Origin of the sequence: Flagellimonas maritima, from assembly GCF_003269425.1 — a bacterium.
Classification (GTDB): domain Bacteria; phylum Bacteroidota; class Bacteroidia; order Flavobacteriales; family Flavobacteriaceae; genus Flagellimonas; species Flagellimonas maritima.
On sequence record NZ_CP030104.1, the window covers coordinates 3,530,230 to 3,547,356 of the forward strand.

15 protein-coding genes are annotated in these 17,127 nt (G+C 39.5%); 12 read left to right on the top strand and 3 right to left on the bottom strand.

Translation table 11 applies throughout. The features are described from left to right. Window positions 1-13 precede the first annotated feature (13 nt). Both ppk1 and HME9304_RS15705 read left to right on the top strand, forming a co-directional pair. Complete coding sequence (ppk1, locus tag HME9304_RS15700) at window positions 14-2,056, top strand: polyphosphate kinase 1 (protein ID WP_112379477.1); 2,043 nt, start codon at window positions 14-16, stop codon at window positions 2,054-2,056. Continuing rightward, window positions 2,043-2,897, top strand: a complete 855-nt coding sequence (locus tag HME9304_RS15705) for a substrate-binding domain-containing protein (RefSeq protein ID WP_112379478.1) — start codon at window positions 2,043-2,045, stop codon at window positions 2,895-2,897. Before ppk1 ends, HME9304_RS15705 begins: the two co-directional genes overlap by 14 nt. Here HME9304_RS15705 and HME9304_RS15710 read toward each other — a convergent pair. Next, on the bottom strand, window positions 2,894-3,298 hold the full coding sequence (locus tag HME9304_RS15710; RefSeq protein ID WP_112379479.1) for a response regulator: 405 nt from the start codon (window positions 3,296-3,298) through the stop codon (window positions 2,894-2,896). The two genes, HME9304_RS15705 and HME9304_RS15710, sit on opposite strands and share 4 nt — an antisense overlap. A gap of 79 nt (window positions 3,299-3,377) precedes the next feature. Then, window positions 3,378-4,043: a uracil-DNA glycosylase gene (locus HME9304_RS15715; RefSeq protein WP_112379480.1), complete on the bottom strand. Its 666-nt coding sequence runs from the start codon at window positions 4,041-4,043 to the stop codon at window positions 3,378-3,380. A 64-nt stretch (window positions 4,044-4,107) separates the two neighbouring features. On the opposite strand from HME9304_RS15715, the gene HME9304_RS15720 reads away from it, so the two are divergent. The 5 genes from HME9304_RS15720 to HME9304_RS15740 all read left to right on the top strand — a co-directional run bounded on the left by HME9304_RS15720 (window position 4,108) and on the right by HME9304_RS15740 (window position 11,148). Then, the gene (locus tag HME9304_RS15720) at window positions 4,108-4,710 is read left to right on the top strand and encodes a short chain dehydrogenase (RefSeq protein WP_112379870.1); all 603 of its coding nucleotides are present in this window, start codon (window positions 4,108-4,110) and stop codon (window positions 4,708-4,710) included. A gap of 53 nt (window positions 4,711-4,763) precedes the next feature. Further along, window positions 4,764-6,935: an endonuclease MutS2 gene (locus HME9304_RS15725; protein WP_112379481.1), complete on the top strand. Its 2,172-nt coding sequence runs from the start codon at window positions 4,764-4,766 to the stop codon at window positions 6,933-6,935. Window positions 6,936-7,196: 261 nt separating this feature from the next. Continuing rightward, on the top strand, window positions 7,197-8,405 hold the full coding sequence (locus tag HME9304_RS15730) for an adenine-specific methyltransferase EcoRI family protein (protein ID WP_112379482.1): 1,209 nt from the start codon (window positions 7,197-7,199) through the stop codon (window positions 8,403-8,405). Continuing rightward, window positions 8,402-9,565: a GmrSD restriction endonuclease domain-containing protein gene (locus HME9304_RS15735; RefSeq protein WP_112379483.1), complete on the top strand. Its 1,164-nt coding sequence runs from the start codon at window positions 8,402-8,404 to the stop codon at window positions 9,563-9,565. Before HME9304_RS15730 ends, HME9304_RS15735 begins: the two co-directional genes overlap by 4 nt. A gap of 371 nt (window positions 9,566-9,936) precedes the next feature. Further along, window positions 9,937-11,148, top strand: coding sequence for a hypothetical protein (locus HME9304_RS15740; RefSeq protein ID WP_112379484.1), 1,212 nt, complete (start codon window positions 9,937-9,939; stop codon window positions 11,146-11,148). Window positions 11,149-11,433: 285 nt separating this feature from the next. Here the strand turns inward: HME9304_RS15740 and HME9304_RS15745 are convergent, their stop codons facing one another. After that, a complete protein-coding gene (locus tag HME9304_RS15745) occupies window positions 11,434-12,489 on the bottom strand; it encodes an IS110 family RNA-guided transposase (RefSeq protein ID WP_112377951.1) in 1,056 nt (351 codons plus the stop codon). A 472-nt stretch (window positions 12,490-12,961) separates the two neighbouring features. Between HME9304_RS15745 and HME9304_RS15750 the strand changes: the two genes are divergently transcribed. From HME9304_RS15750 to HME9304_RS17050, 5 genes are all read left to right on the top strand, one after another. Continuing rightward, a complete protein-coding gene (locus HME9304_RS15750) occupies window positions 12,962-13,672 on the top strand; it encodes a hypothetical protein (RefSeq protein WP_112379485.1) in 711 nt (236 codons plus the stop codon). A 396-nt stretch (window positions 13,673-14,068) separates the two neighbouring features. Next, window positions 14,069-14,839 carry a hypothetical protein gene (locus HME9304_RS15755; RefSeq protein ID WP_112379486.1) on the top strand — a complete coding sequence of 257 codons (771 nt, stop codon included), beginning with the start codon at window positions 14,069-14,071 and terminating at the stop codon, window positions 14,837-14,839. Between the two features lie 147 nt (window positions 14,840-14,986). Next, on the top strand, window positions 14,987-15,625 hold the full coding sequence (locus tag HME9304_RS15760) for a hypothetical protein (RefSeq protein ID WP_112379487.1): 639 nt from the start codon (window positions 14,987-14,989) through the stop codon (window positions 15,623-15,625). Window positions 15,626-16,062: 437 nt separating this feature from the next. Further along, entirely contained in the window at window positions 16,063-16,443 is a 381-nt protein-coding gene (locus tag HME9304_RS15770) for a hypothetical protein (protein ID WP_112379489.1), read from the top strand. After that, window positions 16,440-16,814: a hypothetical protein gene (locus HME9304_RS17050; protein WP_206170478.1), complete on the top strand. Its 375-nt coding sequence runs from the start codon at window positions 16,440-16,442 to the stop codon at window positions 16,812-16,814. The genes HME9304_RS15770 and HME9304_RS17050 overlap by 4 nt, the downstream gene beginning before the upstream one ends. The last annotated feature ends 313 nt before the right edge of the window (window positions 16,815-17,127 follow it).

Below are 17,127 nucleotides of genomic sequence, written 5' to 3' on the forward strand. Positions count from 1 at the left end.
CAAATTATAGATTATGGAAGACTTGCCCTTAAAAAACAGGGATGTCAATTGGCTTTATTTTAATGAAAGGGTATTGTTGGAAGCTGCCGACCCCAGCACTCCCCTACTTGAGCGCTTAAAGTTTTTAGCTATTTTTTCATCAAATCTCGATGAGTATTTTAAGGTTCGTATTTCCCAACTACGCCAACTTAAAAGTGTGGATAAGAAATTGAGAAAAAAACTAATATTAAAACCAAATAAAAAACTAAAATTTATTTTAAAAACGGTTGCTGAACAGCAAGAACAGTTTGGAAACATCATTCGTGATACTTTGGACGCTCTCGAGAATCATGGTATCCATTTAAAAAGGATAAATGAGATAAACGCGGAACAACAACAATATCTAAACAACTTTTTTAATGAAAAGATTATTCGTGATTGCCATATTTTAAGTTCTAAACAGCCTGAAAACCTTAAAGATGGACAACTATATTTAATTGTTCAATTTTCAGAATCCGATTTTGAATTTGTATCCGTTCCCTCCAATAAACATCAACGTTTTATTGAGATTCCCGGCAATGGTCATCAATATTGTTATTTGGATGACGTAGTAAAATTAAACCTAAAGTATTTATTTCCGAACAAAAAGGTTTTGGGCGCTTATTCAATAAAATTGTCCAGGGATGCCGAACTTTATTTAGAAGATGATTACGAAAATACGGAGTTGGTAGAAATCATCTATGAATCCCTTGGAAAAAGAAAATCCGGCCAACCGACAAGACTGCTGTACGATATGAATATGCCCAAATCATTGGTATCTGCCCTACAAACGGAACTGGGTTTAGGAGATGTTGATATGGTTTTGGGAGGAGAATACCACAATCTCTCTGATTTTTTTCAGTTTCCCAATCCTTTTAAGGATAACAGACTCTCTTACGCTCCCAAGCCTCCCTTGAATCACCCACAACTGTCCAATTCAGATGATATTTTTGAGACTATCTCAAAAAAAGACCAATTGGTTCATTTTCCTTATCAAAAATTTGATGTAGTTGAGGATCTCATCGGTTCAGCAGCAGTGGATGAGCATGTAAGCTGTATAAAAATGTCCTTATACAGAATTGCCAAAACTTCTGTATTAACCGATGCCCTGTTAAAAGCCCTTGATAACGGAAAAGAAGTTGTTCTTTTTGTTGAGGCAAAAGCTCGGTTTGACGAGGAGAACAATATAAAATGGGGCCGCATTTTTGAAGAGAAGGGAGCTAAAGTATTTTTTAGTGTTCCAAACATTAAAGTGCATTCAAAAATAGCCTTAGTCAAAAGGGTGGAATCTGGGAGAGTAAAAAACTATGCTTACATAGGAACAGGAAATTTCAATGCAAAAACTTCAAGAATTTATTGTGACCATGGCCTATTCACCGCACATAAAAAAATCACCAATGACCTAGACCAAGTCTTTCAGGTTCTTGAAAAAGAACTGATCATTCCAAAATTAAAGCATCTATTGGTTTCTCCTTTTACCACTAGAAGTACTTTTTTAGATATGATAGCCAAGGAAATCAACAATGCGAGTGCTGGCAAAAAAGCCAAAATTACGCTAAAGATGAACAGCCTGGAAGATTCCAAAATGATCGGGGAACTTTATAGAGCGAGCGAAGCGGGTGTAGAAGTACGTTTATTGGTAAGGGGGTTTTGCTGTCTTGCTTCAAAATCTTTGGAAGGTGAGGCCGATAATAATAAGCCCATATATGTGACCAGTATTGTGGACCGTTTTTTGGAACATGGGCGAATTTATCTTTTTGAAAATGGAGGTGATGAAAAGATGTATATTGGATCGGCAGATTGGATGACACGAAACCTCGATAAGCGGATAGAGGTTCTTGTTCCCATTTTGGATTCGGACATTTTTAAGGAGCTTAAAGATATTTTACAGATCCAACTCAACGATAATGTAAAAGCAAGAATTCTGGATGATGATGACAGCAATAAAAGGGTGGACACTAAAGATGGGGAACCTCTTGTTAGATCACAGTACGCCATCTATGACTATTTAAAGAAAAAATTGAGTGAAAAAAGTTAAAATCGTTGGCGTACCTGAACATTTTAATCTGCCTTGGCACCTCGCCATTGAAGAAGGTGCTTTTAAGGACAGGGGAATTCAATTGGATTGGACAGATATTCCCGAAGGAACGGGAAAAATGTGCCAACTCTTAAAAAACGAAGAAACAGACCTGGCCATTATTCTAACTGAAGGCTTGATTAGAAGCATTTCCCACGGAAATCCCTCAAAAATAGTGCAAGAATATATTTCCTCGCCCCTACTTTGGGGAATTCATGTCAGCGCCAATAGTCCACGGGAACACATAGCAGAATTGGAAAACGATAAAATAGCCATCAGCCGTATTGGTAGTGGTAGCCATCTTATGGCATATATCCATGCTCAAAATCAAGGTTGGGATACTGGTACGCTTCAATTTGAAATCATTGATAATCTCAAAGGTGCAGTTAAAAGTTTGGTAGGGGGTTCCGATGCCTATTTTATGTGGGAGCATTATACAACCAAGCCGCTGGTAGACAAAGGCATATTTAAAAGACTTGGGGATTGCCCAACCCCTTGGCCATGCTTTGTTGTCGCTGCAAGCGATTCCTTCCTAAATTCCAATGCCGGATTGTTGAGACATATTTTAGAGGTAATAAATATGTATACTGTTGAGTTCAAACAAATACCCAGTATAGACCGAACATTGGCCAATAGATACGGGCAAAAGTTGGAAGACATCAAAGACTGGCTTTCAAGAACAACGTGGGGACAATCCCAAATCAGTAGCGCTACAGTGACCGAAGTTCAAGAAAGGCTTTTTAATTTAAATTTAATTGATGAAATCCAAAATCCCACTGAGTTTCTGAATCACGATTTTTAAGAAAAATGCTTTTTTACCAATGCTTTAAGCTTCACATCTGAAAGCGGTTTCTGAACCATATCGGTAATAATGGGATTTTTAATCACAAGCCTAGCTGCGTCATGATCATCCACTGCTGCCAGCACTATGATAGTTATATTTTTCTTGAAATCGTCATTAAACTTTTTTTCGTAATTCTCCAAGAATTCCCATCCATTCATGACGGGCATACTTACATCCAAAATTAATATACAGGGAAAGTTTTCCTTGTAGGAACAAGTTTCTAAAAATTCGATGGCTTCTTGACCATTACGAGATGTATTTACCTGTAAATTTTTATCTAACTGTTTTACAAAAAATCTATTCAAGAAATTGGTGGTCTCGTCGTCGTCAACAAGTAGAACTGATTTCAGCTTGCGCAAACTAAAGTAATTTTCATGTTGTTATACGATAAACGTACGAAATTCTTTCAATACTTTAAAGAAAAAAAATAATAATAAATTACCAGTCTATTAATGGTTTATCCATGCGTGCCAGTAGTGCATTTGTTTTACTAAAATGCTGATTTCCAAACCAAAAACCCCTATTTGCACTCAGTGGTGAAGGGTGGCCGGAAGTAAGGATATGGTGCTTTGTCTTGTCTATCAACGCCGATTTCTTCTTGGCAAACCCGCCCCACAATAAAAAAACAATACCTTGCTGCCGTGTAGAAATTATTTTAATAACAGCATCTGTAAACTGTTCCCAACCTTTGTTTTGATGACTTCCTGCTTGGTGTGCCCTCACCGTCAACGTAGCGTTCAATAAAAGGACACCTTGCGCTGCCCAACGTTCCAAATTACCGCTTTTTGGATATGGTTTTTCCACATCGACCTTTACTTCTTTGAAGATATTGACAAGCGATGGCGGATGCGGAATACCATCCTTTACGGAAAAGCACAAACCATTTGCCTGATTTGGTCCATGATAAGGGTCTTGTCCTATAATAACGACTTTGGTTTCGGAAAAGGGACAATGATCAAAGGCGGCGAATATATCCGAGCCTTTGGGATAACAGGTATATTGCTGATACTCCTGCTTTACAAATGCTGCCAATTGATTAAAATACGGCTTTTGGAATTCTGGTTGTAGGTGGTTTTTCCAGCTAGGGTCTATGGAAACGTTCATTGTGTTTATCTATTTTCTAAATATGGTATCTTTCTTGGATGAAAATAACCTAAAATGCATTGTTATGAAAATATTGATTATCGGCGGAAAAGGAACCATAGGAAAAAAAGTAACCGACCATTTTATAAAAGAGAACGAAGTTATTGTTGCGGCAAGAAACTCTGGTGATGTAACCGTAAATATTGAAGATAGTAAGGCTATCGAAAAAATGTTCAGAGAGGTAGGAAAGGTTGATGCGATAATATGTATAGCGGGCGAAGCTAAATGGGCTTCTTTTAACGAACTAAGCGAAGAAGATTATTATATAGGTATTCGAAGTAAGCTCATGGGACAGGTAAACCTGGTCCGTATTGGACAGGGCTTTCTCAAACCTGGCGGTTCCATTACACTTTCCACAGGTGTGCTTGCAGATGATCCCGTGGTAAGAACAGCGAGTGCAGCAATGGTCAACGGCGGCATACACAGTTTTGCCCAGGCTGCTGCGTTGGAATTGGAACATGGACATCGACTCAATGTGGTCTCTCTGGAATTGGTCGTGGATGCCTACGAAAAATACAAGGATTATTTTCAGGGCCACAATCCAATTTCGATGGAAAAAGCTATCAATGCTTATGTAAGAAGCGTTATGGGAAAAAGAAATGGCGAAATAATAAGGGTTTATACCTAAATAGACCTTGTAAAATCACCTTTCCGTTATCTTTGCCCCGCTATAAGAAGAAAATGCAGCATATTAACGACAAAACACTTCAAGATTTAGAATTTCCCACTGTATTGGAACAGGTTTCAGCCCGTTGCAATACAGAGTTGGGTAAAAATACAGCACTTGATAGTAAACCGATTATAGATAGGGAGCACCTATTGGAAGTGCTAGGGCAGACCTCAGAATATTTGGCTTCATTTTCCAATGATAACCGTATTCCAAACCATGGTTTTGATAGTATAAACGGAGAGCTGAAATTATTGAAGATTGAAAATACCACATTGGAAATTCCAGGATTTCGAAGAATCGGGACTATTTGCAAAACGGTGGTTCTGCACCAAAAGTTCTTTAAGAAATTCAAGGAGTACTATCCATTGCTTTACAAGAGAACTGAAGCGTTGGAAAACAATACTGAAATATCAGCTTCCGTTGATGATGTTATCGACAAGTTTGGTGAAATAAGGGATAGTGCATCAGAGGGGTTGCGCCTTATTCGTATGCAGATCAATGAGGTACGCGGTAAAATAAACCAAAGTTTTGGTGTCGCGCTTTCCCGATATCAATCTTCAGACTTTTTAGATGAAATAAAAGAGTCCGTAGTGGAAAACAGAAGGGTTCTGGCAGTAAAGGCCATGTATCGCAGAAAGGTGAAAGGTACTGTGATGGGCACTTCCAAAACAGGGAGTATCGTTTACATTGTACCGGAGACCACTCTTGCCTATACACGGGAGCTCAATAACCTGGAATTTGAGGAAAAAGAGGAAATCCAACACATCCTTAATCAACTTACCAATTACATAAGACCTTTCCATGCGTTATTAAGTGTCTATCAAAATTATCTGGTCCATATTGATATAACGGCGGCAAAGGCAAAATACGCGTTGGACATAAATGCGCTGCTACCGGAAATCAATACGGAAAGAAAATTATTCATCCGAGACGCCTATCACCCGTTGCTCTATCTTTCCAACAAACTTAAAAATGAGAAAACGTGGCCGCAGACCATCCAGCTACATAGCGAAAATAGGATCATAGTCATTTCAGGGCCAAACGCTGGCGGAAAAAGTATCACCTTGAAAACCATTGGTCTGCTTCAGGTAATGCTGCAGAGCGGAATGCTCATTCCCGTTCATGAAAGAAGCACTGTTTGCCTGTTCGATAAGATTTTGACTGATATTGGCGATAATCAGTCCATAGAAAACCATTTGAGCACCTACAGTTACCGGTTGAAAAATATGAACCAGTTTCTAAAAAAGTGTAATGACAAGACGCTGTTTTTGATCGATGAGTTTGGCACCGGTAGCGACCCTGAACTGGGCGGGGCACTGGCAGAGACATTTTTGGAAGTTTTCTATGAGCGCGGGGCCTACGGGGTCATCACTACGCATTATGCCAACCTAAAAGCGCTGGCCAATGAGTTGCCACATGCCACCAATGCCAACATGCTCTTTAATTCCAAAACCTTGGAACCAACGTTTCAATTGATTTTGGGCGAAGCGGGAAGTTCATTTACGTTTGAGGTGGCCCAGAAGAACGGTATCCCCTACTCGCTCATTAACAGGTCAAAGAAAAAGATTGAAAAGGGGAAAGTACGTTTTGATGAGACCATTGCAAAGTTGCAAAAAGAGCGTTCCAAAATGGCGCAGACGGGTTCAAGATTACAGGATGAAGAAACAAAAGCAAGGGAAGAAGCAGCAAAACTGGAAAAATTGAACACCAAGGTAAAGACCAAGTTGGAAAACTACCAAGAACTGTACGACCATAACCAACGGATGATTCATTTGGGCGATAAGGTGAACACCGTTGCCGAAAAATACTTTTTGGACCAAAAGAAACGGCCCTTAATTTCCGAGTTGTTGCGCATTGTAGAAACGGAAAACAGCAAGCGTAAAAAAACCTCTGCAAAACAAGCAAAGGCCAAACAGGTACAAAAAAAACAGATTGCCCAAGAACTGGAAAAGAAAATCGTTACGGTAAGGCAAGAAAAAAAGGTCGCGCAAAAGAAAGCCATCCAAACAAAGAAGGACAAGCCTAGACCCGTGTTTAAAATTGGTGATCGCGTGCGTATGTTCGATGGAAAAGCGGTGGGCAGTATTGACGCGCTCGAAAAGAACAAGGCCATTGTCAACTACGGTATCTTTACCACCAATGTAAGCGTAGAGCAATTGGAATTGGTCGAAGCCAAAAAATAACTTTTTCTTGTCAATGGAATTCCAAGCCTAACATAGAAGGGTCTTGAAAAGGATTTTTACATGCAATCACAGCTAGAGAAATAAGCAAATCATACAAAAGGTGTATGATAACCCTTTTATAATAGGTTATCTAAAAAGTACTTAAAAAGTGTTATATAACTGATATTCCTTTTTGGATATAAGTACTTTTTTGGATAGGTTTATATATACAAACGTTGGCAGCAAGCTAACGAAATAGAAATCGAAAAAATAATATAATAAATGGCGAATAGTAATCTAACAGCAGCCAAACGTGCTAAGAACGATGAGTTCTACACGCAGTACCACGATATAGAGAAAGAGATAAACGCCTACCTCGATTACAGCCCTGATGTGTTCAAAGGCAAGACCATTTTACTGCCGTGCGATGATCCTGAGTGGAGTAACTTCACAAAGTTCTTTGCACAGAACTTTGAGCGGTTTGGTCTTAAGAAACTCATTAGCACCAGCTATGCTGTAGATAGCAAACTTTACAAGGGCGGTTACCAAGTGACCATGTTCGAAGAAAGCGCCCCACAGTACGATAGCAGCAAGACCCGAACAAAGGGCAAGATATTTACCCTGGCCCGCGACATATCTGGCGATGGAAAGATAGATGTTGACGACCTAGAATGGAATTACCTAGAAGGTGATGGCGATTTTAAAAGTGATGAGGTAAAAGCGCTACGCAATGAGGCCGACATCATCATTACTAACCCACCTTTTTCGCTGTTCCGTGATTTTTTAGCATGGATACTTGAGGCTGATAAACAGTTTGTCATTATTGGTAACATGAATGCAATTACCTATAAAGAGGTGTTTCCTTTAATTAAGGAGAACAAGATGTGGTTAGGTGCAACAGGTAATGGTAATGATATGGTGTTTGCAGTACCTCCAGGCACTGAAGTTGATGAAAAAGACAAACAGAAAGCTGCACGCTTAGGATATGTCGGAGACTATACGCGCTTAGGAAATTCCTGTTGGTTTACTACCATAGATCATGGAAGACGTCATCAACCAATGCAACTGATGTCCATGGCGGATAATCAACGTTTCAATAAGAAGCTTAAAAGTAAAAGTGGTTCATTTCAGCAATATGATAATTATAATGCAATAGAAGTGCCATTTACCGATGCTATACCAAGTGATTTCAATGGAGCAATGGGAGTGCCAATTAGCTTTTTAGACAAATACAATCCCGATCAATTTGAGATAGTTGGTTTGACAGCTGGAAGAGATGAGTTTGAATGTAGACCAACCAAAAGGTATATCAACCCAATTCAGCATAATCCCAATGGAAGTACATCCAACGGAAGTAAAGCAAATACACGGTCTACTTTAAGATTAGAAAATATTCCCAATGCTATTTACTACACAGCCGAGAATGCTGATGGCCCAATGGCTATCGTCTATGCTCGAATTTTGATTCAACACAAGAACCCAATCAAATGAAAACTACTCTGAAAACTGATATCACCATAGCAGCTATCTGCGATGGCTTTGTGTACAACGAACTGGAGGGCAAGGGACTTTTCGGGTTAGCAGGCCAACTGACCATACAGCCCGAATACCAGCGTAACTACATCTATGCCGATGGCAAAAGGGATGTGGCTGTCATCGACTCGCTATTGAAGGAATACCCCTTGGGGCTCATCTACTTTGTAAAGGTGGACAAGGGTAAGTATGAAGTACTGGACGGACAACAACGCATTACCAGTTTCGGGCGGTATGTTACCAACCGCTTTGCCGTAAAAGACGAGAACGGAATGGAGCAGTATTTCAGCGGCATCTCTAAAGACAAGCAAGAGCGAATACTTAACACCAAATTAACCATTTATGAGTGCGAAGGCGAGGAGAGCGAGATAAAGGAATGGTTCAAGACCATCAATATTGCAGGTGTTCCTCTCAATGCGCAGGAATTACTCAACGCCATCTATTCGGGGCCTTTCGTCACCTTGGCAAAGGAGGAGTTCAGCAATACACAAAATGCCAACATTCAGAAATGGGCCGCCTATGTAAAGGGTAGCGCTAACAGGCAGGAGTTTCTGCAATGCGCGCTCGATTGGGTTAGTAAAGGCAATATAGACAACTACATGAGCCTCCACCGCAAGGACTCCAACATCAATGAACTGAAGATCTACTTCAACAGCGTTATCGATTGGGTAAGCACCACCTTCTTAGATGTAGAAAAGGAAATGTGCGGGCTGGAATGGGGCCGCCTATATGAACAACACCATAAAAAGCCCTACGATCCCAAGAAAGTATCAGAGCAGGTACAAGCGTTGATAGAAGATTCATTTGTCACGGATAATAAGGGAATCTTTGAATACACTCTCGGAGGCTCAACGGACACTAAACTATTGAACGTGCGTATTTTCAGTGAGGCCACCAAAAAGTCGGTATACGCTAAGCAATCCAAGGAAGCTGAAAAAAAAGGAATCTCCAATTGTTCGTATTGCGCTATTGGGCACGATGCTAACAAAACCAAAATTTGGGCATTTAAAGACATGGATGCAGACCATGTGACTGCATGGAGCAAAGGTGGAGCAACTGACGTTAAGAATTGTGAAATGCTGTGCAAGTCGCACAATCGAGCTAAAGGAAATCGATAAAAAATGCCAGCTGCCAACAAAACCTATACGCAATACCCTTCGGGATACTGCGCATAGCCAAACCGTTCAGGTCAATTCGGCCGGCGCCGACCCGCGTTGCTATATTTTGCTTCGCAAAATCCCGCCCCACGGGAAATCGACCTGAACGGAAGCGCTGTACCAAATTGCTTTTCCCCCTCTCCAGGTCCGGCGCCCGGCCAGATAACCCAGTGCGCAGGGTCGAACTGACATGAACACCTGGCCATAAGCAATTTGGCACGGCCTTACCCGTATTTTGCCCTTTATGGCTATCTTAGATACCCAACAGAACAAAATCCACGGCCGCACTGCGTATAGCGCTTCCGTTAGGCAAAATTTGAAAAACAATCCGTTTGAAACGAAATTTAAAGTCATATACCAACTTTCTAAATGAACTATTAGTTCTTGAAAGATTCTATTTCGCTACAAAATACGCATATGAAGAAACCGAAAATGTAATAAACTTTATTCGGAATAATAAGCTAAAATTTGCCAAAGAAACTGACTTTGGACTAACTGTAGGAAAACCTAATCCGTTCAGCGTAAAAAAAAGAGCAAGAACAACTCGGAGAAATATAATATTGGAAATTATATATGTTAGAATTGTTTCTGCTTTAGAAGTTCTGTTAGTTGACTTAATACGAGACGTATTTATTCTAACTAAAGAACCTTTTAAAAGACAAGACATAAAACATCAATTCTCTCAAGGAGAACTTTTATCACTTGATTCAACTACTTCTATTTTAAATATGATAATTAATAAAGAATGTAGAAAATTAAGTAGTGGAGGCTACAACGACATTGTAAAGTACTATAAGAGACATTTTAATATCGAAATAGGTAGTTTTCATCCAGGAAATAAAAGAATGGAAGAAATACACGACAGACGTCATTTACTTGTCCATAAACTAGGAAAAACTGACAAAGCTTATAGAAAAAAGTATAACACAACAAGTACTTCTGTATTTATAAACGAAGAGTATCTTCTTGAAACTATATCGGATTTAAGGTCTTTTTCCTCTCTTCTAAAAAATCAATTAGATTATCGGTTGAATAATGACTTCAATAAACCAACTAAAAAACAGTCATTATCTAAAAAAATGAGAGTTATAGAATTACATCATCCAGAAAATTATGAATTCGAATTTTTATCAAAAGACTATGAATTTTGGGCTGGAGATGAATATTGTAAGTCCAACAGTATTATAAAAAAAATAGAGAAAGTAGATTTGGAGACAACCAAATTAGAAGTAGTTGGAGAAGTTCAAGTTCTAAAGTCATTTTTAAGACTTATAAGAAGAAGATGTAAAAAGAATGGTTTTGAGTTTAAAGAAAAAGGACTTTCAAACGACAACAATAATGGTGGTTTTTCACAAAAATTGTTGGACGAAGAGCTGATTTTAAAAATTAAAAGTGAGCTTCCTGAACAACCTTGGGAGAAAGGAATCCATAAATTAATCGCCACAAAACTGAATGTTTCTAACAAAATAAGTTCAAGTGGAATACAACAACTTATAGCAAATGGAGATTTCAAAATGCAGATTGATGGTAAGATTGTGGAATAAAAACTTTGCCTAACAATGTATCCTATGAAAAGCCCTAGTCCAGTTCTCTAAAGTTAAGTAATATTTTCTTTTTGCCTTAAACCACTTTTTTTCTTTTAATATAACTTGCTCGGCATCCTATATGTGATACACTTTTTTTTGTGTTCACCAGCATCTGTACGATCATAAGCTATAATAAGTTTGGTCACTTGCTAACCGATGTGATCCCTGCCATGGGCAAGGTCACCTACATTGTTCTGTGATCCAAACTTCTCTACTTCCATTGTGAGCTTTGTTATGGTTTTATTATGCTATAACCCCTATTTCATAGGGGATTCCCGTTTTTATGACCGCCAACGTACGGCTCAAAAGCTTACGGGCCACTTTGACGATCACGGATTTCACGTTCTTGCCCTGGTGCTTCCGGTAGTATCCCTGCATCACCGGGTCCGTGCGTATGGCCTGCCATGAGGCCTCTATAAAATAACTGCGTATCAATCGGTGGGCACGCATACTTACTCCCGTGTGCCTTATGGTGTCGCCACTTTGATAAATACCAGGTGAGAGTCCAACATAGCCCGCCAGTTGCTTGATGTTGTTGAACCTGCGCAGATCTCCCAGTTCGCTCAATATGCCACTGGCCACGATGGGGCCGATACCGGGAATGCTGCGCAAAAGCATATAGTCCCCCTTGTAATGTTTCTTGGTCCATTTGCGCAATTGGGTCGATACGTCCCTGAACTCCCGGTCTATAAAACGGAAACTGCGCATGCGGCTTTCTAGTACCTCTTTCCCCGTTGGGTGTGCGAATTCCAAATTGTCCAACCAGTCCCTGAAAGCGTGGCTCCAGTTATCGTTGTCGTACCGCTCGGGAACCTTGATGCCGTAATACAGCAGCTGCATCTTGATATAGCTCTTGATCTGGCGCATGTCCTTGACAAGGTCGTTCCTTCTGCGGAACAGGCTGCGCAACTGTTCCCGTTCCGGATCGGGGACCACGATGCCCTCCAAACGGCCGTCCTTCAGTTCACGGGCTATGAGCTGCGCATCTATACGGTCCGTCTTGGTATGGCGCTCCTTGCCCTTCCTGAATATATCGGCAGGGTTCACCACCAGTGAGCACCAGCCATAACCCTCGAAAGAACGATGGGCCCGATAACCGCAACATCCCGCCTCGTAGGCCGTCGAAACCTCATGACCCGGATAGTGCCGCTCCACATATTCCCTTAGCCCTTCCGGGTCCGGGGACATGGAAAAGGTCCTACCGGAGGACAGGTCCGTGGCACAGTGGACCTTCCAACTGCGCTTGTGTATGTCGATACCAATGAATAACTTGGGTCTTGCAGTGTGTCCTGTTTTCATATCTTTTTGTTTTAGAGAACTTTAAAGATAAAGGACACGCTGCTTTTACATAGATGCTATAAATAATAGGCGAAATAGTAATAAAATCAAGGCTTTTAGCTCGTTTTAAACTTTATGCTTAACCGAAAATTTAGAGCTTCGAAATCGCCTACTTTCCATATACCAACCGTTCAGGTCAATTCGGCCGGTGCCGACCCGCGTTGCTATATTTTGCTTCGCAAAATCCCGCCCCACGGGAAATCGACCTGAACGGAAGCGCTGTACCAAATTGCTTTTTCCCCTCTCCTGGTCCGGCGCCCGGCCAGATAACCCAGTGCGCAGGGTCGAACTGACATGAACACCTGGCCATAAGCAATTTGGCACGGCCTTACCCGTATTTTGCCCTTTATGGCTATCTTAGATAACCAACAGAACAAAATCCAAGGCCGCACTGCGTATAGCGCTTCCGTTGTGCTCAATTTGGATTAAAACAATGAACAATGCCAATTACAAATTCTTTCTAAAACTTGCTGGAATTTTTTCTATTCTTGGAGCTATAACAACCAGTTTGTTAATATTCCTGCCAAATCCAGTAGCTGCAGATTTTGAATCTCAAACTTTACTTTTTGAGAATAAACTATATTTGACCAAACTTTGGATATTATTTATCCACCCTCAGGTAAACATAATTGCAAGTTTAGGTATCGCTTGTATTCTTTTCAAAAAATATCCCACACAAATGATTGTTGGGAGTTTATTCTTGTTGGTTTGGGCATATACCGAAATGTCTCAACAATCTTTATTAATAGACACCTTAAATCAAATATGGAGACCTAACTATGTAAATGCTGAAAGTGAGATTACCAAAAGTATGTTCAAGTCATTGATTAATGCTGCAAACGGAATTTCAGATAGCAAGTATTTCCTTGTTATTTACGGTTTTGGACTTGGTTCATTCCTATATGGTACTGCACTCATTCAGGAAAATGGACTTGGAAAATGGATTGGTGTTTCGCTTTTATTCATCGGAATATTGAGCCTTTGTTCATTTACAAGATACTATCTTGGAATTTCTTCATTGAACAAGCCCGTAAATTGGTTTTATGAATGGATTTATTCCTATCTACAACCAATAGTTCGAATTGCTATCGGGATTTGGATATTTAGAAGAATAAAAACTGAGCACAACAACGTGTATAATTAATGGCTAGTTCAAGCCTACTTACGAAAATCCTCGCGGATTTTCTATCTGGTTTTTATTTGCTAAATTAGGTGCTTAAACACGCCACTAATCATACACGAGACCGTTCAGGTCAATTCGGCCGGTGCCGACCCGCGTTGCTATATTTTGCTTCGCAAAAACCCGCCCCACGGGAAATCGACCTGAACGGAAGCGCTGTACCAAATTGCTTTTTCCCCTCTTCAGGTCCGGCGCCCGGCCAGATAACCCAGTGCGCAGGATCGAACTGACATGAACACCTGGCCATAAGCAATTTGGCACGGCCTTACCTGTATTTTGCCCTTTATGGCTATCTTAGATACCCAACAGAACAAAATCCAAGGCCGCACTGCGTATAGCGCTTCCGTTACCTGCAATTAGATGAAACCAAGTACAATAAATATAATTATAGCAATAATAAGTGCTTTAGCCACTGTAGTTGCAGCAATCATTTATTATTTAACACTTGAGGAATTAAAAAAGCAGAGAGAAAATACTGCGAGACCACATCTTTTTATAGATAAAACATATTTCAATGTTCAAGGAGTACGGAAAGGAGATTATCTAATTCCAATTAAATGGACAACAGAAAAAATGACATCTGTAATTCTCGAATTTACGAATGAAATCAATATTGCGAAATTCTTTCTTAAATGCTACAATATTGGATTTGGAACTGCGACTAATGTAAGTGTTGAATTTTACTATGATATTGATTTGTTCATTTCTAAGATTAGTGAGTTAGAAAAAGAAGTAAAAGAAAGCGACCGAATAAAAATTGAGAAAAATAATGTGCTTATTTCTTTTTCGACCGAAAATGAAGAAATGCCACCAAGAAAATTTGGACTGACTATTGAAAATAATCTAAAACATTACGTAACCTACGTTTTACCTGTAAACATCAAAAATGAGCCTGTTAATTTGAGATTGCCTTCTCACTATCTTGAACTACTCAATGTTTATGTATTTTACTTTATGTCAATTGAAAATAAAGAAGATTTAGATTATTCAGTTCCAGAAATAACGACCAAAATAAATTACTCAGATATTAACAAAAAACAGATGGAGGAATCTTTTACCATTGTAACTAACTTGAACGCTATGAGTCTTGCTGGTTACAGTGGAGAATTTACACTGCATAAAAGAAAATAACTGCAGGTAACAATGGCTATAAATAATTGCTTGTTCTCGCTTACTTTGGAAATTCCGCAGGAATTTCCAACTTGGTGTGTACTTGCAAAGTTAAGTACTCACCCACGCAACTACTCATAGCCGAGACCGTTGTGGTGCATATAAAAAATGAGAGCTAACATCAAATTATCGTTTCTGATTTTGCTGATTTTGACAATAATCGGGTGTCAAAACTCTGTCCAAAATGAAAAACAGTTAGCTCGACAGGTATTTGGAAAATGGCAAGGAGAAAATGACAGTCTCGGAGTTGAATTAAATATTGACCAATTCAAAAAATGGAATGACTTACTTGAACGGACTGAAAGAATTGCGTGCAATGATAGTTTGCCTAAAATAACTTTGACTACAGAGAATAAATTAAAAACCATTTATTTCCGTAATCCTTGTTGGGAAGATTTTGCTTGTATTTTAATCAAACAAAAAAATGTCATTGAAATTCATAACGATACGATTAATAAAAATGATGAAAATTTCTTCCCTTTAGATAGTTTGGAGAATGTTTTAAAAAAGGATTTAGAAAATAATGGCAAAAACCCAAAGTTAAGTGATAATCCAGAAAAACTGTTGATTTACATTTCTTACGACAACAAAAATGGATTTAAAAACCTACCCAATACTCTAAACCAACTGACCGAAACCTACAACCGAATTACAAATAAGACTGATATTAAATTATGGTTGAATGAAAAAATTTATTTTGTTCCGCCACCACCACCGCCAATGAATGAAATTGAATTAGATGAATAAAAAATACGCACCACAACACTGTATATAAAAATTGCTAGTTTTACCATAAACCAATGTGAGTTGCTTTGTTTGCTAGCTTCTGATTTTCCTTCGGAAAATCCTCGCACGCAAACACGCAACTTTCCATATACAACAACGTTCAGGTCAATTCGGCCTGTGCCGACCCGCGTTGCTATATTTTGCTTCGCAAAATCCCGCCCCACGGGAAATCGACCTGAACGGAAGCGCTGTACCAAATTGCTTTTTTCCCCTCTCCTGGTCCGGCGCCCGGCCAGATAAGACAGCGCGCAGGGTCGAACTGACATGAACACCTGGTCATAAGCAATTTGGCACGGCCTTACCCGTATTTTGCCCTTTATGGCTATCTTAGATACCCAACAGAACAAAATCCAAGGCCGCACTGCGTATAGCGCTTCCGTTGGCAGTAATTTGAGCAAATGAAAACAGAACAATGTCCAATATGCTATACAAACCTTGAAGTAAAGGAATTTGCACCTTGTGATGATTGTGGTGGATTAGATGAAGAAATTAATCACTTCAAAAATGGAATTCACAAATACAATGTTTATGAGATTTACAATGGATTTAAACTACAATTGTGCAATTTTTGCGATGTCGACTTTGGCTCATACAAATCTGAATATTGGAGATTTTTAGGAAATAAGCGAATTGGTTATGAAAACTTCAAACTTGTCTCTTCTGTTGATAATCCTATGATTCAGAAGACTAAATATTGTCCTGAATGTAACAGAGGATTAAAATTTTTAATGTTTTTAAGAGACCTCAGAGAAATAATAAAACAAGAAGAAACGAATTGAAAAGAAGCGGATATAAATATCAAATTGAACAGAAGCTTCTTAATGAAGATTGGGAGATAAAAACGATGGACTCTAATTTTGAATGGTGGGATGATGAGCATTGGAAAATGGAATACAAGTACGACTCTAAACTGTCATTTTTCTTGTGTTTTATTGTTGACCCAATGTTTGAAAAACCAAGAAAAAAAGGTCAAGGAATACATGAAGTAAAAGCCTCTACCGAGTTCCCGAAAAATTGGAATGATAATGAACACACTATTGCTTCAATCAGTATGACAAAAAGAAAATTTGAAATCAAATTGGCGGAATTTATGAACGATATTATTGAATTTAAAAAAGAAAAAACTACTGCCAACAATAGCTATAAGTAATTGCTTATTCTCGCCTTCTTCTGAAAATCCTTGCGGATTTTCAGTTTGGTGCGTACTTGCTAAGTTTAGTGCTAATCCACGCAACTACTCATAGCCGAACCGTTCAGGTCAATTCGGCCGGTGCCGACCCGCGTTGCTATATTTTGCTTCGCAAAACCCCGCCCCACGGGAAATCGACCTGAACGGAAGCGCTGTACCAAATTGCTTTTCCCTTCTTCAGGTCCGGTGCCCGGCCAGATAAGACAGCGCGCAGGGTCGAACTGACATGAACACCTGGCCATAAGCAATTTGGCACGGCCTTACCCGTATTTTG